Consider the following 22545-nt stretch of genomic DNA (forward strand, 5'->3'; position numbering starts at 1 on the left):
CGATTGCTGAACCGCGGCGAGCGCGCGCGGGTCTACTCTGTTCGAATCAGGATAAGGATGCTGCCATGATCGCCAGAACACTGGCTGCCGTGCTGGTTTCGGGCCTGCTGTGCCAGGTGGCCCAGGCCCGTGAGTACCGCTACAGCGATGCCCACCTGCACTACGTCGACTTCTTCCAGGAAACCGAAGGCATGCCGGCCTTGCTCAAGGCGATGGACCAGGCAGGGATCGACCAGTCGATGATTTCCGGCGTTTCGGTGGCCAAGAAATGGCATGAAGACGAACCCAAGCGCCCACGCTATTACGCGGGTGACGACGCCGATGCGTATTGGTACAGCGCCACTGATATCTATGTGGCGGCTGCTCTTGAAAAGTTAACACCGCAGCAGCGCAAGCGCTTCCATCCGTTTCTGACCGGCTTCAATCCGGTGGACAAGAATGCCGTCAGCCATATCGAGCGCATGCTTGAGCTGTATCCGGGGCTGTGGCAAGGCATTGGCGAGGTGTTCACCCGCCACGATGACCTTACTGCGCTGACCAGCGGCGACACGCCCAGGGCCAACAACGAGGCGATGACGCGAATCTATCACCTGGCGGCTGAGCGCGATCTACCCGTACTGATTCACTCCAACATCACCTCCAAGCGCGAGCGCAACCCGCTGTACTTGGCCGAGATCGAGGAGCCGCTGCGCAATCATCCGCACACCCGCTTCATCTGGGCGCATGCGGGTACCAGCATGGAGATTCATCGGCACCAGACGCAGATGGACTTTCTCTTGCCAGTGCTGACCCGAATGCTCAAGGATTACCCCAACTTGTACATTGATCTGTCGTGGAGCGTGCTTGAGCCGTACTTGCTTGATGAGCAGGGCAGGCCGCGCCAGGCGTGGTTGGCGTTGGTCGAGCGCTATCCTGATCGGTTCATGCTCGGCTCGGATGTAGTGGGGCGGTTTGGCAGCTTGGGCGAGCAGTTGCATGGCTTTGATCCGTTCCTGGATGCATTGCCAGAGCAGGTCGCGCAGAAGGTGGCGAGGGAGAATTTTCTGGCGGTGTTGCCCAAGGGGTATTGAGCTGGCTGTACCGGCCCTATCGCGGGGCAAGCCCGCTCCCACGTAATGCGCGTACATCCACGCAATGCGCCTGGATCCACGCCATGCGCGTACAGCCACGTAATGCGAGGAGATCCACGCCATGCGCGTACTTTCACGCCATGCGCGTACTTCCACGCCATGCGCGTACATCTACGCAATGCGCGTACTTCCACGTGGGAGCGGGCTTGCCCCGCGATAGCGTCGGCACAGCCCAACAACGCCACAAACAAAAACGCCCCGAACCAGTCGGGGCGTTTTCGCTAGAGCGCTAAGGTCTTACTTGCCTTCCCAACGCTTCAGTACCAGGGTGGCATTGGTGCCACCGAAGCCGAAGCTGTTGCTCATGACCGTATCGATCTTGGCGTTCTCGATGGTTTCGCGCTGGATCGGCAGGTCAGCGACCTCTGGGTCCAGCTCATCGATGTTGGCGGAGCCGGCGATGAAGTTGTTTTCCATCATCAGCAGGCAGTAGATCGCCTCGTGCACGCCAGCGGCGCCCAGCGAGTGACCGGACAGGCTCTTGGTCGAGCTGATCTTCGGCGCTTTGTCGCCGAACACTTCACGCACACCTTTCATTTCCGCGACGTCACCGACCGGAGTCGAGGTGCCGTGGGTGTTCAGGTAGTCGATCGGTGTGTCGACGGTGGACAGTGCCTGTTGCATGCAGCGGATGGCGCCTTCACCGCTCGGTGCGACCATGTCATAGCCATCGGAGGTCGCGCCGTAGCCGACGATTTCGGCGTAGATCTTGGCGCCACGGGCCAGGGCGTGTTCCAGCTCTTCGACTACCACCATGCCGCCGCCGCCGGCGATGACGAAACCGTCACGGTCAGCGTCGTAGGCGCGCGAGGCCAGCTCAGGGGTGTCGTTGCGCTTGGTGGACAGCGCGCCCATGGCGTCGAACAGGAACGACTGGCTCCAGTGCTCTTCTTCACCGCCGCCGGCGAAGACGATGTCCTGCTTGCCCCACTGGATCTGCTCCAGTGCGGTACCGATGCAGTGGGCGCTGGTGGCGCAAGCCGAGGAGATCGAGTAGTTGATACCCTTGATCTTGAACGGCGTTGCCAGGCACGCCGATACAGTGCTGCCCATGGTCCGGGTGACACGGTATGGACCGACGCGCTTGACGCCCTTTTCGCGCAGGGTATCCAGCGCTTCCATCTGGTTCAGGGTCGATGCGCCGCCGGAGCCTGCTACCAGGCCGGTGCGTGGGTTGGAAACCTGCTCTTCGGTCAGGCCCGAGTCCTTGATCGCGTCCTGCATCGCCAGGTAGGCGTAGGCAGCCGCGTGGCCGACGAAGCGGAACACCTTGCGGTCGATCAGTTCTTCGAGGTTGAGGTCGATGGAACCGGAAACCTGGCTACGCAGCCCCATTTCCTTATATTCCGGGTTGTAGCGAATGCCCGGACGGCTCTTGCGCAGGTTTTCGGTGACGGTCTCTTTGTCATTGCCCAGGCACGATACGATGCCCAGACCAGTGATAACGACGCGGCGCATGCGAATAACCCTTAGAAATTGTCAGTGGAGGTGAACACGCCGACCCGCAGGGCTTCGGCGGTGTAGATCTCGCGGCCGTCGACGCTGACCGAGCCATCGGCGATGGCCATGTTCAGCTTGCCCTTCAGGACGCGCTTGATATGAATGTTGTAGGTGACTTTCTTGGCGGTAGGCAGCACCTGACCGAAGAATTTCACTTCGCCCGAACCCAGGGCGCGACCGCGGCCCGGCAGACCCTGCCAGCCGAGGAAGAAACCGACCAACTGCCACATGGCATCGAGGCCCAGGCAGCCCGGCATCACCGGATCACCTTCGAAGTGGCAGGCGAAGAACCACAGGTCCGGAGTGATATCCAGCTCGGCGACCAATTCACCTTTGCCGAACTTTCCGCCTTCCTCGCTGATATGCGTGATGCGATCGACCATCAACATGTTCGGGGCGGGCAGTTGCGCGTTACCTGGGCCGAACAGCTCACCGCGACTGCAGCGCAGCAGGTCTTCCCGAGTAAAGGCGTTTTGTTTGGTCATGCGAGCTCCTCAATAATCCCCATGCGGCAGGGGATGAATCTTCCCGGCCATCCCAGAGCACTATGAGCTCAAGGCGGCAGCCTACAGGTAGACTATTGCGTTGTGGTGAAAGTCACAGCGCACCTGGCAAATGAAGTACAGGTGTTCACTGAAACCAGTATTTTCAGGCCCAGCGGCGGTCCTGTCTAGTCTAAGACTGCCGCACTTTAGCATTTATCGCCAGTCGCGGCTGTCTGTCCGGGTAACCAACGCTGCAGGATTCGCTGCAGTTCCGTGCGTTTGAAGGGTTTGCTCAGGTAATCGTCCATGCCAGCCGCCAGGCAACGCTCGCGATCGCCCTGCAAGGCGCTGGCGGTCAAGGCGATGATCGGTAGCCCGGCGCCTTGGCGTAGCTGACGAATGCGCCGGGTCGCTTCATAGCCGTCCATCAGCGGCAGGCGGCAATCCATCAGTACCGCAGCGAAGCGCTGCTGGTCGACCTGCTCGACCGCCTGCGCGCCGTCCATGGCCACGCTGACCTCAAAGCCGAGGCTGCGCAGCATCGCCTCGATCACGCTTTGGTTGACCGGATTGTCCTCGACCAACAGGATCCGCCCGCCAGCCTCGCCTGGCTGGCCCTGCGCCGCGCTGCCTGGGAGCAGGGCGGCGGGCTTGCTGGCCACGGCCAGAGGCATTTCCAGGGTAAAGGTCGAGCCCAGGCCCTCGCGGCTCTCGGCGCGCAACTGGCCGCCCATGCGCTCGGCCAGGGTGCGCGCGATCGCCAGGCCCAGGCCAGTACCGCCGTAGCGCCGGGAGATCGAACTGTCGGCCTGCTGGAAGGCGACGAACATCATTTCCAGGCGATCGCTGTCGATACCGATGCCGGTGTCGCGTACCGCGCAGCTGAACCAGATCAACTGGCGGTCGAGCACCTGCCAGCGCGGCTCGACTTCGACCTGGCCGCGCTCGGTGAACTTCAAGGCGTTGCCGATCAGGTTCAGGAGAATCTGGCGGATGCGCGTCGGATCGCCGACAACTTCCAGCCGGTCCAGGCCTGTCGGCAGTTTCAACTGCAGGTCCAGGCCGCGCTGCTGGGCGCTGTGCTGGAACGACTGCACGCTGCTGCTGATCAGCTCGCCCAGGTTGAAATCGATATGCTCCAGCTCAAGGCTGGTGCGCTCGATCCGCGAGAAGTCGAGGATGTCATTGATCACCTTGAGCAGGTGCCCGGTCGATTCGCTGGCCACTGCCGTGTAGTCAGCCTGCTCGTGGGTCAGCTGGGTGGTTTCGAGCAATTGCAGCATGCCCAATACACCGTTCATCGGCGTGCGCAGTTCATGGCTCATCATGGCCAGGAAGTCCGACTTGGCGCGGTTGGCCTGTTCGGCCTCTTCGCGGGCCTGGATCAACTGCGCGATCGCCTGCTTCTGTTCTTGGCTGGCCTGCTCCAGGGCACTGGCCAGGTTGTTGATGTGACGCGCCAGATGGCCCAGCTCGCTGTCGTCGACCACCGGCACCGGGGCATTGAACTCGCCCTGCTGGATCGCCTTGACCGCGTGGCCCATGTCGCTGATGGGCTTGGCCAGGCTCATGGCCAAGCGGCGCGCGAGGAGGAAGGTGAACAGCAGGGCGAACAGGGCCAGGATCCCGGCCTTGATGACGATTTCTTGCTGGCGCTGGCTGAAGGCGTCGTCCGACATGCCGACGATTACCCGGCCCAGGTAGTCATCGCCAATGCGCGGCATCGGCGTCTTGCCTTGCTGCAGGAAGTCGTTGTCCAGGCGGATCTGCTGGAGGCGGATCGGCGCCTGGAACACTTCCACGCGCTGCGCGCGGTTGGCGCTTTCATCGGCTTGCTCGACGTACACCAGGATATGGTTGCGGCTGTCCTGCACTTCCAGAAAACGCACGTGCGGAATGCTCAAGGTCGCGCGCATCAGGCTTTCCAGCACCTCGTTGTTGCCGGAGATCACCCCGTACTCCGAGGCCGGCGCCAGCTGGTTGGCGATCAGTTGGCCGGTGTGGTTGAGCTCCTGGCGCAAGTCCTGGATACGCACGAAGGTAAAGAAGCTGATCAGCAACAGCGTCAGCAACAAGGCCGGGCCGAGGCTGATGATTTGCGTGCGGGTATGGATGTCCCAGCTCAGGCGCTTTCTCATGGGGTGGGTTCTCCTTCGGCCAGGGCCAGGGCGGCGGCCTTCGGATCAATCGGCTCCAGGCCCAGGGCTCGGGCGACCTGTTGGTTGCCACTGACGCCAAAGTGCGAGGGATACAGGCTACGCGGCCAGCGCGCCGGGGGCTGGTCGAGCAGCCGGTCGAGCACCGCCAGCCAGTCGTCCTGGTCGCTGTAGGTGCTGGCCAGGGCGCCAGCGCGGACGAAGCCGACGTTGGGGCCGATCAGTGCCAGCTGCCGGCCATAGCTGCTGAGCAGGACGTTCTTGGCGGTCTTGGAGTTGTACAGGTCGGGGTCATCGATCCCCAGCAGCACGTCGCTGTTGCCCAACAGGTGCTGCAGCGGGCGGCTGTCACGCAGGTCGGGCCAGTCCTGGGCGACTATCTCCAGGCCCAGGGGCCGGGCGGCCTGGCGCAGTTCGTCGAGCAGAAAGCGGCTTTGCTCACCGTACAGCACGCCAATTCGGCGGGCCTGGGGCAGCAGCAAGCGTGTCAGGCGCAGTTGCCGGGCCAGCGGCGGGTCACTCCAGAGCAGGCACAAATAGGCCGGACGCGACTTTCCCAGGCGCTGTTCAACTTGCACCCGGCTGACCCGCATGGCCAAAGCAGGTGGCCCGGCGGTTTCGCCCAGGCGCCATTCCAGCGCGGCGTTGTCGAGCAGGATCAGGCGAATATCGCTTTTCAGCTGGCTGGGGCGGGGCAGCTCGGCCACGCTCTGAAAGCGCACCTGATCATGGCTGCGACGGCTTTGCATGGCCTCGACGAAGCTGCGGATGCCAGGCTGGTCGTCACCCCCGACCAACAAGATTTCGCTGGCGGACAGCGTCCCCAGTGGCCATAGGCAGAGCAGCAGCAGGCGCAGCAGACGCAGCATCAGAACTCCAGCTCCGCGCTGACGCTCAGGCGGTGACGGCTGTCGTAACGGTTCTGGGGCAGGGTGATCGGCTCGTCGTCCAGACGCTGCTGCCAGAGTGCGGCAAGCTCCAGGGTGGTGCCCTGAATGCGCAGGCGCTTGGCCACGCGCAGGTCGATGCGCTCGAAGCGATAGTCGTTGAGGTTGGCATCGCCATAGTAGAACAGCGCGCTGGACCAACCCGCGCCCCAGTCACGCATCCAGCCAGCCGAGCCGCTGTTGCGTGCGCTGTTCTGGCTGTCGTTGCGGTTGCTGGCCCAGGCGTCGACGTAGGCGTAGCTCAGCCGTAGGCGATCGCGCCGGCTCGGGCGCCAGTCGACCTGCGCCTCGGTGCCACGAAAACTGGCCTTGTTGGCATTGCTGGCAATGTACTGGTTGTTGCGCAGCGGTTCACTGATCATTCCGGTGATCTCGTCGTAGAACAGCTTCACATCCATGCTCAGGTCGATATCGCTGAAGTTACCGTTGTAACCCAGCTCGCGCGAGCGCATCCGCTCCTGGTCCAGATCGCCCGGGCCGCGGGTCTTGACGAAGTACTCACCATTGCCCATCCAGGGTTGATAGGGCGTCAGGTTGTTGACCGTGTAGCTCCAGTTGACGTTGTTCTCGAACATGTCTGGCGAGCGCACCGCCTCAGAGTAGACGGCCCGCAAGCCATGACGCGGGGTGATCAGGTAATTGACCGCGACCCGTGGCGTCAGCGAGCTGCCGGACAGGCGACTGTCTTCGAACATCGCCCCGCCTTGCAGGATCCAGTGTTCGTCCGCGCGCCACTCCAGTTGGCCGAACAGGCGCCAGGTCTGATCGTCCAGTGTGCCATTGAAGTAGGTCTGCGAGTCGGCTTTGTCATAGCGGAAATTGGCACCACTGAGCAGGCGCAGGTTGTCGGTCAGGCTCAGGGTGTCTTGGATCTCCAGGTCATAGCGGGTTTCCCGAGTGCTCTGGTCGACATCGCCACACACCACCTGGCTGCCACCCTGGCTGTCCCACTGCTGTTTCACCTGGTCCCGCAACGCCTGTAAGGCGGGGTTGCTGTTGCCCGGGGGATTGGTGATGTTGCGTGCCACCTGCTCGGCGTAGTTCGAGTCCAGTTGCCACAGACGAGTCAGTTCCTGGCTGAACGAGAGTGCCGCATCACAGGCCCGCCACACCTGCTGGCGGTCGAAGTGCTGCGCCGAACCCTGCACGTACAGGCTGTGTTCGGGGTTGATATCGATGCTCCAGCGCAGCGAACCGGCATAGTCCTTGGCGTTCACGTCGGCGCTGTCGCCGCTCAGGGTCACGAAGGGAAACACCGGTCGGTAGGTATATGGCCGCTGGTTGCTACCCTCTTTGGCCGCCAGCTGCCACTCCAGGGTCTGGTTAGGCGCAAGCATGTGGCTGACATTAAGGTTGATCCGGTTCAACCGGCGACTGTCGCGGTAGTCACGGCCGTACTGGTCCTGGTCGAACCCATCGTCCTGCTGGCCAGACAGCGACAAGCGCAGATCCCCACCGTCCCAGCCAAGCCCTTGGCTGGCATAGAAATCACTGATGCCGTCCTCGCCGCGGGTCACTTTCAGCCGGGTGCCATGGCTGTCGGCGGGGTTGCGGGTGAGGATATTGACCACCGCCATCAGCGCGTTGGCGCCGTAGCTGACGGTGTTGGGGCCGCGAAACACCTCGATCCGCTCGATATCCTCAAGGGCTACCGGGATATCGCTCCAGTCCACCGTGGCCAGGCCTGCGCGGTACACCGAGCGGCCATCGATCAACACCTGCATGCGCCGGGCTTCGCTGACGTTACTGCCGTGGTAGTTGACCGTCGGCTGGTTGCCGGCGCCATAGCCGATCATCATCCCTGGCACCAGGCGCAGGAGCTCGGGAATATCCCGGGCGCCGCTGGCGCGGATCAGGTCGCTGTCGAGCACGGTCATGCTGCCCGGCACCGCGGCTGGGGATTGTTTCAGGCGGGTGGCGGTCAGAACTTGCGGCAGGTCCTGGTTGTCGATGAACAGATCGTCGGCCACAGCAGGGCCGCCGAGCAGGGCAGTCAGCAATAGCAGGCGAGGAACCGGTGGCGGGCCAGGAAACACGGTACGGCCTTGTATCAGTGTTGAAACAGGCATGTTAACTGACCTTGCGGGTTTTTCCAGCGGCTCAGGTCAAGGCTGAGTACTGTGTTGGCTTCTTCACGCGTGCAGGCTGCCTGCGACTTCGCAGCTCGCACGCGTCTGCCACTGGTTCTGACGCACACGGGCCGTATAATGCAGCGGTTGCCACTTAACTTATGGCTTTAACGGATTGGATATGACTGAACAGCAACCTGTTGCGGTGCTGGGAGGCGGCAGCTTCGGCACCGCCGTGGCGAACCTGCTGGCGGAAAACGGCAACCCGGTACGCCAATGGATGCGCGATCCGGACCAGGCCCAGGCCATGCGCGTCAATCGCGAGAACCCGCGCTACCTCAAAGGCATTCGCCTGCAGGACGGCGTCGAGCCAGTCAACGACTTGCTGGCTACCCTGCAAGCCGCCGAGCTAATCTTCGTCGCCCTGCCATCCAGCGCGCTGCGCAGCGTGCTGGCGCCGCATGCCGAGCTGCTGCGGGGCAAATGCCTGGTCAGCCTGACCAAAGGCATCGAGGCGCAGAGCTTCAAGCTGATGAGCCAGATCCTCGAAGAGATCGCCCCCCAGGCGCGCATTGGCGTGCTGTCCGGGCCGAACCTGGCCCGCGAGATCGCCGAGCACGCGCTGACCGCCACCGTGGTCGCCAGTGAAGACGAAGCGCTGTGCCAGCGCGTACAGGAGGTGCTGCATGGCCGCACCTTCCGTGTCTACGCCAGCGCCGACCGCTTCGGCGTCGAGCTGGGCGGTGCGCTGAAGAACGTCTACGCGATCATCGCCGGCATGGCTGTGGCGCTGGGCATGGGCGAGAACACCAAGAGCATGCTGATTACCCGTGCCCTGGCCGAGATGACCCGCTTTGCCGTGAGCCTGGGGGCCAACCCGATGACCTTCCTTGGTCTGGCCGGGGTCGGCGACCTGATCGTCACCTGCTCTTCGCCCAAGAGCCGCAACTACCAGGTCGGCCATGCCTTGGGCCAAGGACTGTCGCTGGAACAGGCCGTCAGCCGCTTGGGCGAAGTGGCCGAAGGGGTCAACACCCTCAAGGTACTCAAGGCCAAGGCCCATGAGGCGCAGGTGTACATGCCGCTGGTGGCCGGTTTGCACGCGATCCTGTTCGAGGGGCGCACGCTCAACCAGGTCATCGAACACCTGATGCGTGCCGAGCCGAAAACCGACGTCGACTTCATTTCCACCAGCGGTTTCAACTGAGCCGTCAGCGGCTCTGACCAGAGCAAGGAGCAATACATGAACGATACCCCCGAGCGCGCCCAACGCGAGTCGATCATCCTGCGGGTGCTGTGGATGGTGGTGTTCCTGGTGGTCTGGCAGTTGGCCGAGTTGCTGCTCGGCGGCCTGGTCCTGGTCCAGCTGATCTACCGGCTGATCTATGGCGCGCCCAGCGCCAGCCTGATGAACTTTGGCGACAGCCTCAGCCAGTACCTGGCGCAGATCGGTCGTTTCGGCACCTTCCATACCGATAACAAGCCATGGCCGTTCGCCGACTGGCCAACCCCGCGTACCCCGGAAGGCGAGGCGCCGCATGCCGTCGCCCCGGCGCCCCATCCGGTGCGTGACGAGGAGCCCAAGCTGTGAAGCTGTGGGTGCTGCGCCATGGCGAGGCCGAGCCGCGCGCCAATACCGATGCCGAGCGACGCCTGACCGCCCATGGCCGCGAGCAAGTGTTGCACAGCGCTGCGCGGCTGCTCGGCCAGCCGCTGCAGGCGATCATCGCCAGCCCCTATGTGCGCGCCCAGCAGACCGCCGCACTGGTGCATGACACCCTGGGCTTCGCCGAGCCGGTGCGCACCGTGCCCTGGTTGACCCCGGAAAGCGATGTGCAAAAGGTCATAGGTGAGATCGAGCGGTTGGGCCTGGAGCATGTCTTGTTGGTCAGCCACCAGCCTTTGGTTGGGGCGCTGGTCGGCATGCTCGAGCATGGCCATGGGCAACAAGCCGCGCCAATGAGCACCGCCAGCCTCGCCGAACTGGAAGGCGATTGGCCGCTGGCAGGCTTGATGACCCTGCGCGCCCTTAGCCACCCAGGCTGATCCCTGGCAACTGGTAGTTTTGTCAGTTGCTTTAGCGTGGGGCGCATTGCTAGCGTTGCCGGCACATCAAGCGAGCAGTGGGCCAGGGAGCATTGAATGAGCAGTCGGCGTCTGGAGTTGGTGCAGTCGGTAAAGCCGCAGGCGGCACTGGATAAGCTCAATGAGCGGGGCGTCCCGGATTTCGCCGAGCACCGCTTGTTGCAAGACTGCGCAGATGCCAGCTTCAACCTGTTGCTGCGCAAGTTCGAGGGCCAATACGAACTCGAACAACTGCGCCAGGCCAGTATGCGCATGGCGCACCTGCTGCAAACCAGCTGCCTGGCCTTGCGCAGGCTCCAGCTCAGTGAGCGCGATAAAGGCCTGGCGCGTGAGGCGCTGGAGTATCAGCTGGCGTATATGCACGCCTGTCTGCGCCGCTCGATGGCCAGTTTCGATTGACTTCGATGACCTGATCGCCCTTGGCGATGACCTATCCAAACGTTGCCGCCACCGCCGCGCTTGCCGACAATGGGCCATCATTCCCCCAGCAGAGCAGCCGGCCATGTCGCAGCAGATCTTCTTCGCCCATGCCAATGGCTTTCCCTCGGCCACCTACGGCAAGCTGTTTGCCGCACTGGCGCCGGACTACCAAGTCCAGCACCTGGAGCAGCATGCGCACGATCCGCGCTTTCCGGTCGATGACAACTGGCTGAACCTGGTCAATGAGCTACTCCATCACCTGGCCCAACAGGACGCGCCGGTCTGGGGCGTCGGCCACTCGCTGGGCGGCGTGCTGCACTTGCATGCGGCGCTGCGTTGCCCGCAGTACTACCGCGGCGTGGTAATGCTCGACTCGCCCGTGCTGACCCGCGCCGATCAATGGGTAATCCGCGCGGCCAAGCGCTTTGGCTTCATCGACCGCATCACCCCGGCAGGGCGCACCTTGGGCCGGCGCGAGTCATTCAGTGATCGCGACAGCGCCCGTGGCTACTTTGCCGGCAAGACCCTGTTCCGCCACTTCGACCCGGATTGCCTGGAAGCTTATCTGGAACACGGCCTGCAAGCAGCGCAAGACGGCCTGCGCCTGCGCTTCGATCCGGCCACCGAGATCAGCATCTACCGCAGCATTCCCCACCTCAGCCCAGCTCCGGCGCGCCAGCTGCAGGTGCCGCTGGCGATGGTCCGCGGCGAGCGCAGCCGGGTGATCCGCCGCCACCATGCCCTGGCCGTGCGCGGCATGCCCCAGGGGGAATACCACAGCGTGCCGGGCGGGCACATGTTCCCGCTGGAGCGCCCCGACGATACCGCCAGCCTGATCAAGGGCCTGTTCGATCGCTGGAGCCAGGCATGAGCGCGCAGGTCGAGGAAATCCGCCTGAACCTGGGCCATATCGAACTGGCCGCGCACCTGTTCGGCCCCGCCGACGGCATCCCGGTGATCGCCCTGCATGGCTGGCTGGACAACGCCAACAGCTTCGCCCGCCTGGCGCCCCGCCTCAAAGGGCTGCGCATCGTCGCGCTGGATTTGGCCGGGCATGGCTACTCGGAGCATCGCCCGGCCGGCGCCAGCTATGCGCTGGCCGATTACGCCCACGACGTAGTGCGGGTTGCCCAACAGCTCGGTTGGGAGCGCTTCGGCCTGCTTGGGCACTCATTGGGGGCGATCATTTCCGTGCAACTGGCCGGCGCCTTGCCTGATCGGGTCAGCCATTTGCTGATGATCGACGGCGTCATTCCGCCGACCGGCGTCGAGCAAGACGCTGCCGAACGGCTAGGCATGGCGCTGCAGGCCCAGTTGCGCCTGGATGGCAAGCGCAAGTCGGTGTACGCCAATCTGGAGGAGGGCGTCGAGGCGCGCATGAAAGGCATGGTCGCCGTCAGTCGCGAAGCCGCCGAACTGCTGGCCCAGCGCGGCCTGATGCCGGTGCCCGGCGGTTACAGCTGGCGCAGCGACAGCCGCCTGACCCTGCCATCGCCCGTGCGGCTGAGCGAAACCCAGGCCATGGCCTTCGTCAAACGCGTAAAGTGCAATGCCTGCCTGGTGGTGGCCGCCGATGGCATGCTTGCCCGGCACACGGCGTTGCTGGAGCAGCTACCCTTTGAACAGGTTTCACTGCCAGGCGGCCATCACCTGCACCTGAATGACGAGCACGGCGCGACCCTTGTCGCAGACTGTATCAATCGCTTTTTCGGGTTTCCTTGACTTGCACCGGACAAGTGTCGAGGCTTGGCGGGTTGAACAGGGAGACAACCATGTACATGCCAGACATCCATCCATCGATCACCGGCGCTGCGTGCGGCATGGGTGGCCGATGAGCATTCGAATCGTCATCGCCGCCTGCCTGGGCCTGGCCAGCCCGATAGTGTGGGCCGGCACGCTGCCGGTCCCGTTGGACGGCAAAGTTGTCGATGAGCGCCCTGCGGTCGAGCAGGAGCGCGTCTATCCGATGGGCGCATTGCGCAAGATCAGTGGCCGCCTGCGCGTTGAAGGCAAGGTCGAGAGCCGTGGCCAGGTCAATTCCGTCACTTACCTGTTGCCCACCGAGCGTACCGCGCGCGAAGCCTTCACCAGCGCCCGCGAAGCGCTGCAGCGCGACGGCGGCTACCCGTTGTTCTGGTGTGAAAAACGTGACTGCGGCGAAGCCAGCCTGTGGGCCAATGAAGTGTTCAAGAACGCTCGGCTCAATGGCGGCGACGACCAACAGGCGTTCATCCTCCTGCGGCGCTCGGCAGAAGAGGCCAACACCCTGGTAGCGTTGTACAGCGTCACCGCTGGCAACAAGCGCGCCTACCTGCATGTGGAAGAGTTCGTTGCCGAGCAACCACTGGGCGAACTGCTGCCCACCTCGGCTACGGTGATGCGCGAGCTGCGCGACACCGGCAAGCTCGACTACCCTGATCTTGCTGAGCCCAAGGATGCCTGGGTGACCCTGCTGAGCCGCAGCCTCAACCTCGACAGCACCCTGCGAGTGAGCTTGAGCGGCGAGCAAGCCGAAGCCTGGCGCGAACAACTGGCCAAGGCCGGTGTGCGTAGCGCGCGCCTGGAAGTGGGCACGGCACCGACAGAAGGCTTGCACCTGGAATTGATCCGCTGAAAGTGAGTCACCATGGCCAACAATGATCGCCTGCTGGTCCAGATCCTCCTGCTGGCGCTGCTCGGTGCCGGCTTGTGGGTGATGGCGCCGTTTATTTCCGCGCTGCTGTGGGGCGCTATCCTGGCGTTCGCCAGCTGGCCATTGATGCGCCTGCTCACGCGCCTGCTCGGCGGGCGCGAGACCCTCGCCGCCAGCGTGCTGACCACAGTGTGGATCTTGCTGGTGGCGCTGCCGCTGGTGTGGCTGGGGTTCAACCTGGCCGACCATATCCGTGATGCCACGGCCTTCGTGCGCGATGTCCAGGTCGATGGCTTGCCCGACGCACCGAGTTGGCTGGGGGGTATTCCCTTTGTCGGTGAACGGCTGGTGGCGATGTGGGACTCTGTCGACCAGCAAGGCGCTGCGCTGATTGCATCGATCAAACCGTATCTGGGCCAGGTGGGCAACTGGCTACTGGCGCGCAGTGCACAGATCGGCAGCGGCGTGCTCGAGCTGACCTTGAGCCTGGTGTTCGTGTTCTTCTTCTACCGTGACGGGCCACGCCTGGCGGCGTTCGTCTTGCGCTTGTTGCAGCGGTTGATTGGCGAGCGTGCCGAGTACTACATCGACCTGGTGGCCGGCACCGTGCAGCGGGTGGTCAATGGCGTGATTGGTACCGCGGCGGCGCAAGGGCTGCTGGCGATGATCGGATTCCTGATCGCCGGGGTCCCTGGCGCTATCGTGCTTGGCCTGGTCACCTTCATGCTCAGCCTGATCCCCATGGGGCCACCGTTGGCCTGGATCCCCGCGACGGCCTGGCTGGTGTGGCAGGGGGAGTATGGGATGGCGGTGTTCCTCGGTATCTGGGGTACCTTCGTCATCAGCGGCGTGGATAACGTGCTCAAGCCCTACCTGATCAGCCGCGGCGGCAACCTGCCGTTGGTGATCGTGCTGCTTGGGGTATTTGGCGGATTGATCGCGTTTGGCTTCATTGGCCTGTTCATCGGGCCGACCTTGCTCGCAGTGGCCTACAGCCTGCTGCTGGACTGGAGCCGTAGCGCCGGGCAGCACACGCCACAGCGCTGATCCGACCTCCACAACCCCTGTAGGAGCGGGCTTGCCCGCGATGGCGTCAGCAGGCTCAATATCATCGCCTGAGCTGACGCCATCGCGGGATAAGCCCGCTCCAGGCTCAGCAGCCGCTAACAGCAAACTGCTGGTCTTTACGCATTCTTTATGGCTTGAGCCACCCCCCGATCTCGCCCCTTTACGCCCCTCCCTCGGACAATTTCCCCAAAGCGGCCAACGCCGCAATTCGGGGAGATCGCTCATGAATATGCTCGACGGGGTGTCACTGCTGTTGGCAGTGGCGTTGGCGGTTTACCTGCTGGTGGCGCTGTTGCGCGCCGATCGCAGCTAGGGAGCGGCCATGCACAGTTATGATTTCGCGTTGTTGCTGGCGTTCTTCGCCATTGTGCTGCTGCCAGCACCATGGCTTGGAAGGTTCTACTACAAGGTCATGGAAGGCCAGCGTACCTGGCTGTCACCCGTTCTCGCGCCAGTGGAGCAGGGCTGCTATCGCCTGGCGGGGGTGCGCCCGGAGCAGGAGCAGAACTGGAAGCAGTACACCTTGGCGCTGCTGGCATTCAACCTGGCCGGCTTCCTCCTGCTGTTCGCGGTGCTGCTGTTGCAGGGTTACCTGCCACTGAATCCGCAACAGCTACCCGGCCAGGAATGGTCGCTGGCGTTCAACACGGCGGTGAGCTTCGTCACCAACACCAACTGGCAGGCCTACAGCGGCGAAGCCTCGGTCAGCTACCTGAGTCAGATGCTGGGCCTGACCGTGCAGAACTTCGTCAGTGCCGCCACCGGTCTTGCCGTGCTGGTCGCGCTGTGCCGTGGCATCGCCCGGCGCTCGTCCACCACCCTCGGTAACTTCTGGGTCGACATGACCCGCGCTACCCTCTACGGCCTGCTGCCGCTGTGCTTCGTGCTGGCGCTGCTGCTGGTCTGGCAGGGCGTACCGCAGACGTTCGCCGACTATGCCCACGCGCTGACCCTGCAAGGCAGCGAGCAGACCATCCCACTGGGCCCTGCCGCCAGCCAGATCGCCATCAAGCAGTTGGGCACCAACGGCGGCGGCTTCTTCGGCGTCAACTCGGCGCACCCGTTCGAGAACCCAACGGCCTGGAGCAACCTGTTCGAGGTGGCCTCGATCATCCTTATCCCGGTCGCACTGGTGTTCACCTTCGGCCACTACGTCAAGGACCTGCGCCAGAGCCGGGCAATCCTTGCCTGCATGTTGGCGCTGTTCCTGATCGGTGGCAGCACCGCGCTGTGGTCCGAATATCAGCCCAACCCCGCGCTTGAGAACCCTCAGGTGCAGCAATCGGCGCCGATGGAGGGCAAGGAGAGCCGCTTCGGTACCACCGGTTCGGTGCTATGGACGGTCACCACCACCGCCGCTTCCAACGGCTCGGTCAACGCCATGCACGACAGCCTCAACCCGCTGACCGGCATGGTCGCGATGGTCAACATGATGGTCGGCGAGGTGATCTTCGGCGGCGTCGGCGCTGGGCTCTACGGCATGCTGCTGTTCGTCTTGATCGCGGTGTTCCTGGCCGGGCTGATGATCGGCCGTACTCCGGAATACCTGGGCAAGAAGCTCCAGGCCCGCGAAGTGCAGTTGCTGGTGGCGACGTTGTTGGTGATGCCCGTCGGCGTGCTGGTGCTCGGCGCCATCGCCGCCAGCCTGCCAGGCCCGGCCGCTGCCGTAACCAACCCCGGCGCGCACGGCTTTAGCCAGCTGCTCTATGCCTACACCTCCGGCACCGCCAACAACGGCTCGGCCTTCGCCGGCTTCGGCGCCAACACGGTCTACCACAACCTGATGATCGCCCTGGCCATGCTCATCGGCCGCTTCGGCTACATCCTGCCGGTGCTGGCCCTGGCGGGAAGCTTGGCGGCGAAGAAAAGCGCGCCGCTGGGGCACAACAGCTTCCCCACCCACGGCCCGCTGTTCACCAGCCTGCTGCTGGTCACCATCCTGTTGGTCGGCGGCCTGACCTTCTTGCCAACGCTGGCGCTGGGCCCCATTGCCGAACACCTGAGCCTGGGTTTCTGAGGAATCAACCATGAACATGCCCATTGCTGAAGTCAAAGCGCCGCGCGTCAGCGCCGACCAGACCCGCCTCGCCGCGTTGTGGCGGCCGGCCCTGATCCAGGCGTTGGTCAAGCTCGACCCACGCCAGCTCAAACGCTCGCCTGTGATGCTGGTGGTCGAACTGACCGCCATCCTCACCACCCTGCTGTGCTTCGCGCCGGACAGCGGCGTGAGTACCGCGGTGGCGGTGCAGATCGCCCTGTGGCTGTGGTTCACCGTGCTGTTCGCCAACTTCGCCGAAGCCCTCGCCGAAGGCCGTGGCAAGGCCCGAGCCGACAGCCTCAAGGCCGGCAGCCAAGGGTTGCAAGCCACCCGTCGCAACGCCGCTGGCCAGTTCGAGCAGGTTGCCGCCAGCGAGCTGCGCAAGGGCGACGTGGTCAAGGTGATTGCCGGTGAGTTGATCCCCGGTGACGGCGAAGTGATCGAAGGCATCGCTGCGGTCAATGAAGCGGCCATTACCGGCGAGTCAGCGCCGGTGATCCGCGAGTCCGGCGGCGACCGCTCGGCCGTCACCGGCAACACCCGGCTGGTGTCCGACTGGCTGCTGATCCGCATCAGCAGCAACCCCGGCGAGTCGACCCTGGACCGCATGATCGCCCTGGTCGAAGGCGCCAAACGGCAGAAAACCCCCAACGAAATTGCCCTGGACATCCTGCTGATTGGCCTGACCCTGATCTTCCTGATCGTGGTGGTGACCTTGCAGCCGTTCACCCATTTTGTGGGGGGGAGCCTGCCACTGATCTTCCTTGCCGCACTGTTGGTCACGCTGATCCCCACCACTATCGGTGGCCTGCTGTCGGCGATCGGTATCGCCGGCATGGATCGGCTGGTGCGGTTGAATGTGATCGCTCGCTCCGGTCGCGCCGTCGAGGCCGCGGGTGACGTGCACACGCTGATGCTCGACAAGACCGGCACCATCACCTTCGGCAACCGTCGTTGCAGCGCACTGCACGCGGCACCTGGCATTACCGCCAAAGAGCTGGGGGAGGGCGCCTTGCTCGCATCGCTGGCCGACGATACCGCCGAAGGCAAGTCGATTGTCGAGTACCTGCGCCAACTGCACGACTTCATCGAGCCCTCGCCTGAGCAATTGACCCCGATCGCCTTTAGCGCCGAGACCCGTCTCTCCGGCGTCGACCTGCAACAACACCGCTACCGCAAGGGCGCCGTCGATGCCGTGTTGGCCTTCGTCGGCATGCAACGCCTGGAGATGCCCGTGCCGCTGGCCAAGGAGGTCGAGCGCATCGCCCAGAGCGGCGGTACGCCCTTGCTGGTTTGCGTCGACAAACGCCTGCTCGGCGTGATCCACCTCAAGGACGTGGTCAAGCCCGGCATTCGCGAACGCTTCGCCCAATTGCGCAAGCTGGGCATCCGCACCGTGATGGTCACCGGCGACAACCCGCTGACCGCCGCCGCCATTGCCGCCGAGGCCGGAGTCGATGACGTGCTCGCCGAAGCCACCCCAGAGAAGAAGCTCGCCCGCATCCGCCAGGAGCAGAACGACGGCCGCCTGGTCGCCATGTGTGGTGACGGCGCCAACGATGCCCCGGCCCTGGCCCAGGCAGACGTCGGCATGGCCATGAACGACGGCACCCAGGCGGCCCGCGAGGCGGCCAACATGGTCGACCTGGACAGCGACCCGACCAAGCTGCTTGACGTGGTCCAGGTGGGTAAAGAACTGCTGGTCACCCGTGGCGCGCTGACCACCTTCTCGATCGCCAACGACGTGGCCAAGTACTTCGCCATTCTTCCGGCGCTGTTCGCCGCGATCTACCCGCAACTGGGCGTGCTCAACCTGATGCAACTGGCCAGCCCGCAGAGCGCGATCCTTTCGGCGATCGTGTTCAACGCGCTGATCATCATCGTGCTGATCCCGCTGGCCCTGCGCGGCGTGCGCGTGCAAGCCGCCAGCGCCGCCCACCTGCTGCGGCGCAACCTGCTGATCTACGGCGTGGGCGGGCTCATCGTGCCGTTTGCCGGGATCAAGCTGATCGACCTGCTGCTCAACGCATTGCACCTGGTGTGAAGGAGACCAACATGACTGCTTATGTACGCCCGGCCTTGAGCCTGGCCCTGCTGATGACCCTGGTGACCGGTGCGTTGTATCCCCTGGCGGTGACCGGCCTTGCCCAGCTCGCTTTTCCCGTACAGGCCAATGGCAGCCTGGTGCGCGACGCCCAAGGGCAGGTGCGCGGGTCGGCCCTGATCGCCCAGCAGGCCACGGGTGATGGCTGGTTCCACCCACGGCCCTCGGCGGCAGCGTATGCCACTGTGGCCAGTGGTGCGAGTAACCTAGGCCCGAGTAATCCGGCGCTGGCACAGCGGATAACGGCCGATGCCAGTGCGCTTCACCGCGCAGATCTTGGCCCTGTGCCGCTGGCCCTGCTGACCACCTCCGGCAGCGGTCTGGACCCGCACCTGCCGCCAGCGGCGGTGGCCTATCAGATCCCGCGGGTGGCAGCGGCGCGGCAAGTACCGGTAGAGCGCTTGCAAGCCCTGCTCGAAGAGGCCACCCTCCACCCACTGATCGGCCCGCCAGTGGTCAACGTCCTGGCCTTGAATCAGGCCTTGGAAAAATGGCCACATTGATTGTGGGGGCCGCAACGCGGCCCAAGCCCGACTGACCGCCGCAAAAGTGAAGGATGCAACATGAGTGATTCCGCCCGCGCCGACGCGCTGTTGGCGGGCTTGCCCCGCGAAGGCCGCGGCAGGCTCAAGGTATTTCTCGGCGCCGCCCCCGGCGTAGGCAAGACCTACGCCATGCTCCAGGCCGCCCACGCCCAGCAACGCCAAGGCGTGCAAGTGGTCGCCGGGGTGGTCGAAACCCACGGCCGCGGCGAAACCGAAGCGCTGCTCGCCGGCCTGCTCCAGCAACCCTTGCTACGCAGCGACTACCGCGGGGTAACCCTGGAAGAGATGGACCTCGACGGCCTGCTCAAGGCCGCACCGCCACTGGTCCTGGTCGATGAACTGGCTCACACCAACGCCCCCAACAGCCGCCACGCCAAACGCTGGCAAGACGTCCAGGAACTGCTGGCGGCCGGCATCGACGTCTACACCACGGTCAACGTCCAGCACCTGGAAAGCCTCAACGACAAAGTCCGCGACATCACCGGCGTGCAAGTGCGCGAAACTTTGCCGGATTGGGTCCTGCAAGAAGCTTTCGAACTGGTCCTGATCGACCTGCCGCCGCGCGAGCTGCTCGAGCGCCTGCGCGAAGGCAAGGTCTACGTACCCGAGCAGGCCCGCGCCGCCATCGACGCGTTCTTCTCGCAAACCAACCTCAGCGCCCTGCGCGAGCTGGCCATGCAAACCGCCGCCGCGCAGGTCGATGCCGACCTCGCCCACGGCTACCGCCAACGCGGTCAGGAAGCCCCCGCCTTGCGCGGCCGGCTATTGGTCGGTGTCGACGGCGACGAGCAGGCCGAGCGCCTGGTGCGCCACGCCAGCCGCGTCGCCCAGCGCCGCCACCTGCCGTGGAGCCTGGTCCATGTCGATAACGGCAAGCTGCGCGACGAGAGTGCCCGGCAACGCCTGCAAGCGGCCCAGCAATTGGCCGAACGGCTGGGCGGCGAGGTGGTCTTGCTGCGCGCTGGCGAAGTCGCACGCACGTTGATCCAACACGCCAGCGAACGCCGCGCCAGCCTGGTGCTGGTCGGCCAATCGCGTGACCGCTGGCGCCGACGTCTGTTCGGCGCGGGTGTAGCGACGCGCCTGCTGCGCGAAAGCCATGGCCTGGAGATCAACGTGCTCGACCGCGATGTGCAGCCGGTAGCGGCGCGGGCGGTGGTCAAGCGTGTCTGGGTCTGGCGCCATTACCTGCTGGCGCTGCTCGCCACCGCGCTGGCAGCGGGTCTGGCCTGGGCGGTGTCCAGCGTGTTGGCGCTGCCGAACATCTCGCTGGTGTTCCTCGCCGCTGTATTGCTGGTCGCAGTACGCAGCAGCCTTGGCCCGGCACTGGCCTGCGCCGCGCTGTCGTTCCTGACCTATGATTTTCTGTTCATCCCGCCCAACTTCTCCTTCAGCATCCAGCGCGAAGAAGACGTGCTGACCCTGGTGTTCTTCCTGCTCATGGCCGCACTGACCGGCAACCTCGCCGCGCGCCAGCGTCGCCAGCTGCAAGCCCTGCGCGAGACCCAGGCGCAGACCAACCAATTGCTTGACCTGTCGCGCCGCCTGACCGTGGCCACCGACCGTCAGGCCGTGCTCAACGCCGCCAACCAGCACCTCGACGGCTGGCAAGACGTGCAGGTGTGCCTGATGGAGCGCGGTAGCGAAGGCCTGCTGCAGGTCGCCAGTGGCCAGCCGCCGGCGCTGACCGATAACGAACGCGCCGCGGCCGACTGGGCCTGGCAACATGGCCAGGCCGCCGGCCACGGCAGCGACACCTTGCCCCATGGCCGCTGGTGGTGGTGGCCGCTGGCGGTCGAAGACCAGCCGCTGGCCTTGCTAGGCGTGCGCCCGCGCACAGACGACAGCCTGAGCGCCCAGCGCCGCCGTCTGCTGATGGCCCTGGCCCAACCGCTGGCCCAGGCCCTGGCCCGCGCGCGCCTGGGCGAGCAACTGGAAGCGGCGCGTCTGCACGGCGAAACCGAACAACTGCGCAGCGCCTTGCTCGCCTCGGTCTCGCACGACCTGCGCACCCCACTGACCGCCATGCGCGGCAGCATCGACAGCCTGCTGGCGCTGGGCGATGCGATCCCTCCCGAGGACCGCCGCGAGTTGCTCGAAGGCACCCGCAACGAAGCTGAGCGTCTCGATCGCTACATCCAGAACCTGCTCGACATGACTCGCCTCGGCCATGGCGGTCTCAAGCTGGCCCGCGACTGGGTCGCCCCGGCTGACATCGTCGGCAGCGCCCTCAACCGCCTGCGTGTGGTGCTGGCGCCACTGCGGGTGAGCACCGACGTGCCCACTGAGTTGCCGCTGCTGTTCGTGCACGCTGCGTTGATCGAGCAGGCATTGGTCAACGTCCTGGAAAACGCCGCGCGCTTCTCGCCCAACAACGGCCGCCTCGAACTGCACGTACAGGTGCGCGACGAGCAACTGTGCTTTGCCGTTAGCGACCAAGGCCCAGGCATCCCGGTGGCCGAGCGCGAGAAGATCTTCGACATGTTCTACACCGCTGCCCGTGGCGACCGCGGTGGCCAAGGCACCGGCCTGGGCCTGGCGATCTGCCAAGGCATGATCGGCGCCCACGGCGGCAGCATCCTGGTCAGCGAAGGCATCGATGGCCAGGGCACCTGCATCACTCTATGCTTGCCGCTGCCCACCCAACCTGAAACCGAAAGCCAAGACTCATGAGCCAAGCCGCCACCCTGTTGGTCATCGACGATGAGCCACAGATTCGCAAGTTCCTGCGCATCAGCCTGGTGTCCCAGGGCTACAAAGTGATCGAAGCCGCCACCGGCGCCGAAGGCCTGGCTCAAGCCGCGCTGGCCAAACCGGACCTGGTGGTGCTCGACCTCGGCCTGCCTGATATGGACGGCCAGCAAGTGCTGCGCGAGCTGCGCGAATGGAGCACGGTGCCGGTGATGGTGCTGTCGGTGCGCGCCAGCGAAGTGCAGAAAGTCGATGCGCTGGATGGCGGCGCCAACGACTACGTGACCAAGCCGTTTGGCATCCAGGAGTTTCTCGCGCGCATCCGCGCCTTGTTGCGCCAAGCCCCGCAAGCCGAAGTAGGGCAGGCGACGGCCAGCTTTGGCCCGCTGCTGGTCGACTTCGCCTTTCGCAAAGTGACCCTCGATGGCGTCGAAGTGGCGTTGACTCGCAAAGAGTACGCGCTGCTGGCCCAGCTGGCCGGGCACCCCGGTCGCGTGATCACCCAGCAACAACTGCTCAAGGACATCTGGGGCCCGACCCACGTCGACGACAGCCATTACCTGCGCATCGTCGTCGCTCATGTACGGCAGAAGCTCGGCGATGACCCGACCGCGCCGCGCTTCATCATTACCGAGCCTGGGGTTGGGTATCGATTGGTCGCGCCTTAAGCTGCAA

General features: G+C 64.5%; 20 protein-coding genes. 15 read left to right on the forward strand and 5 right to left on the reverse strand.

The window, feature by feature from the left end; translation table 11 throughout:
* Positions 1–65: 65 nt before the first annotated feature.
* Positions 66–1070: an amidohydrolase family protein gene (locus ACF8K2_RS14000; RefSeq protein WP_392465322.1), complete on the forward strand. Its 1005-nt coding sequence runs from the start codon at positions 66–68 to the stop codon at positions 1068–1070.
* Positions 1071–1367: 297 nt separating this feature from the next.
* Here ACF8K2_RS14000 and fabB read toward each other — a convergent pair whose 3' ends face one another.
* From fabB to ACF8K2_RS14025, 5 genes are all read right to left on the reverse strand, one after another.
* On the reverse strand, positions 1368–2588 hold the full coding sequence (gene fabB, locus ACF8K2_RS14005) for a beta-ketoacyl-ACP synthase I (protein ID WP_186555717.1): 1221 nt from the start codon (positions 2586–2588) through the stop codon (positions 1368–1370).
* Between the two features lie 11 nt (positions 2589–2599).
* Positions 2600–3115, reverse strand: a complete 516-nt coding sequence (gene fabA, locus ACF8K2_RS14010) for a 3-hydroxyacyl-[acyl-carrier-protein] dehydratase FabA (RefSeq protein WP_101318173.1) — start codon at positions 3113–3115, stop codon at positions 2600–2602.
* 206 nt (positions 3116–3321) lie between these two features.
* On the reverse strand, positions 3322–5253 hold the full coding sequence (locus ACF8K2_RS14015; RefSeq protein WP_392465324.1) for a response regulator: 1932 nt from the start codon (positions 5251–5253) through the stop codon (positions 3322–3324).
* Positions 5250–6140, reverse strand: a complete 891-nt coding sequence (locus ACF8K2_RS14020) for an ABC transporter substrate-binding protein (RefSeq protein ID WP_392465326.1) — start codon at positions 6138–6140, stop codon at positions 5250–5252. Before ACF8K2_RS14020 ends, ACF8K2_RS14015 begins: the two co-directional genes overlap by 4 nt.
* The gene (locus ACF8K2_RS14025) at positions 6140–8287 is read right to left on the reverse strand and encodes a TonB-dependent receptor plug domain-containing protein (protein WP_392465327.1); all 2148 of its coding nucleotides are present in this window, start codon (positions 8285–8287) and stop codon (positions 6140–6142) included. Before ACF8K2_RS14025 ends, ACF8K2_RS14020 begins: the two co-directional genes overlap by 1 nt.
* A 181-nt stretch (positions 8288–8468) precedes the next feature.
* On the opposite strand from ACF8K2_RS14025, the gene ACF8K2_RS14030 reads away from it, so the two are divergent.
* The 14 genes from ACF8K2_RS14030 to ACF8K2_RS14095 all read left to right on the forward strand — a co-directional run bounded on the left by ACF8K2_RS14030 (position 8469) and on the right by ACF8K2_RS14095 (position 22538).
* On the forward strand, positions 8469–9494 hold the full coding sequence (locus ACF8K2_RS14030; RefSeq protein ID WP_186555721.1) for an NAD(P)H-dependent glycerol-3-phosphate dehydrogenase: 1026 nt from the start codon (positions 8469–8471) through the stop codon (positions 9492–9494).
* A 36-nt stretch (positions 9495–9530) separates the two neighbouring features.
* Complete coding sequence (locus tag ACF8K2_RS14035) at positions 9531–9878, forward strand: DUF4389 domain-containing protein (protein ID WP_392465330.1); 348 nt, start codon at positions 9531–9533, stop codon at positions 9876–9878.
* Positions 9875–10333 (forward strand): phosphohistidine phosphatase SixA, encoded by a 459-nt coding sequence (gene sixA, locus ACF8K2_RS14040; protein WP_186555723.1) that lies wholly within the window; start codon positions 9875–9877, stop codon positions 10331–10333. Before ACF8K2_RS14035 ends, sixA begins: the two co-directional genes overlap by 4 nt.
* Positions 10334–10429: 96 nt before the next feature.
* Positions 10430–10771 (forward strand): hypothetical protein, encoded by a 342-nt coding sequence (locus ACF8K2_RS14045; protein WP_186555724.1) that lies wholly within the window; start codon positions 10430–10432, stop codon positions 10769–10771.
* Between the two features lie 103 nt (positions 10772–10874).
* Positions 10875–11663, forward strand: a complete 789-nt coding sequence (locus ACF8K2_RS14050; protein ID WP_186555725.1) for an alpha/beta fold hydrolase — start codon at positions 10875–10877, stop codon at positions 11661–11663.
* Complete coding sequence (locus ACF8K2_RS14055; protein ID WP_392465333.1) at positions 11660–12514, forward strand: alpha/beta fold hydrolase; 855 nt, start codon at positions 11660–11662, stop codon at positions 12512–12514. Before ACF8K2_RS14050 ends, ACF8K2_RS14055 begins: the two co-directional genes overlap by 4 nt.
* A 109-nt stretch (positions 12515–12623) precedes the next feature.
* Entirely contained in the window at positions 12624–13406 is a 783-nt protein-coding gene (locus ACF8K2_RS14060) for a DUF4892 domain-containing protein (protein ID WP_186555727.1), read from the forward strand.
* Between the two features lie 12 nt (positions 13407–13418).
* On the forward strand, positions 13419–14471 hold the full coding sequence (locus tag ACF8K2_RS14065) for an AI-2E family transporter (protein ID WP_186555728.1): 1053 nt from the start codon (positions 13419–13421) through the stop codon (positions 14469–14471).
* Between the two features lie 244 nt (positions 14472–14715).
* Positions 14716–14805, forward strand: a complete 90-nt coding sequence (kdpF, locus tag ACF8K2_RS14070; RefSeq protein ID WP_186555729.1) for a K(+)-transporting ATPase subunit F — start codon at positions 14716–14718, stop codon at positions 14803–14805.
* A 9-nt stretch (positions 14806–14814) separates the two neighbouring features.
* A complete protein-coding gene (gene kdpA, locus ACF8K2_RS14075) occupies positions 14815–16509 on the forward strand; it encodes a potassium-transporting ATPase subunit KdpA (RefSeq protein ID WP_392465335.1) in 1695 nt (564 codons plus the stop codon).
* A gap of 10 nt (positions 16510–16519) precedes the next feature.
* Entirely contained in the window at positions 16520–18574 is a 2055-nt protein-coding gene (kdpB, locus tag ACF8K2_RS14080; protein ID WP_392465337.1) for a potassium-transporting ATPase subunit KdpB, read from the forward strand.
* An 11-nt stretch (positions 18575–18585) separates the two neighbouring features.
* Positions 18586–19137: a potassium-transporting ATPase subunit KdpC gene (gene kdpC / locus ACF8K2_RS14085; RefSeq protein ID WP_264234948.1), complete on the forward strand. Its 552-nt coding sequence runs from the start codon at positions 18586–18588 to the stop codon at positions 19135–19137.
* A 60-nt stretch (positions 19138–19197) separates the two neighbouring features.
* Entirely contained in the window at positions 19198–21852 is a 2655-nt protein-coding gene (locus tag ACF8K2_RS14090; protein WP_392465340.1) for a DUF4118 domain-containing protein, read from the forward strand.
* A complete protein-coding gene (locus ACF8K2_RS14095) occupies positions 21849–22538 on the forward strand; it encodes a response regulator (RefSeq protein ID WP_264234946.1) in 690 nt (229 codons plus the stop codon). Before ACF8K2_RS14090 ends, ACF8K2_RS14095 begins: the two co-directional genes overlap by 4 nt.
* The last annotated feature ends 7 nt before the right edge of the window (positions 22539–22545 follow it).

Origin of the sequence: Pseudomonas sp. xss_2, from assembly GCF_043104195.1 — a bacterium.
GTDB classification, from domain to species: domain Bacteria; phylum Pseudomonadota; class Gammaproteobacteria; order Pseudomonadales; family Pseudomonadaceae; genus Aquipseudomonas; species Aquipseudomonas urmiensis.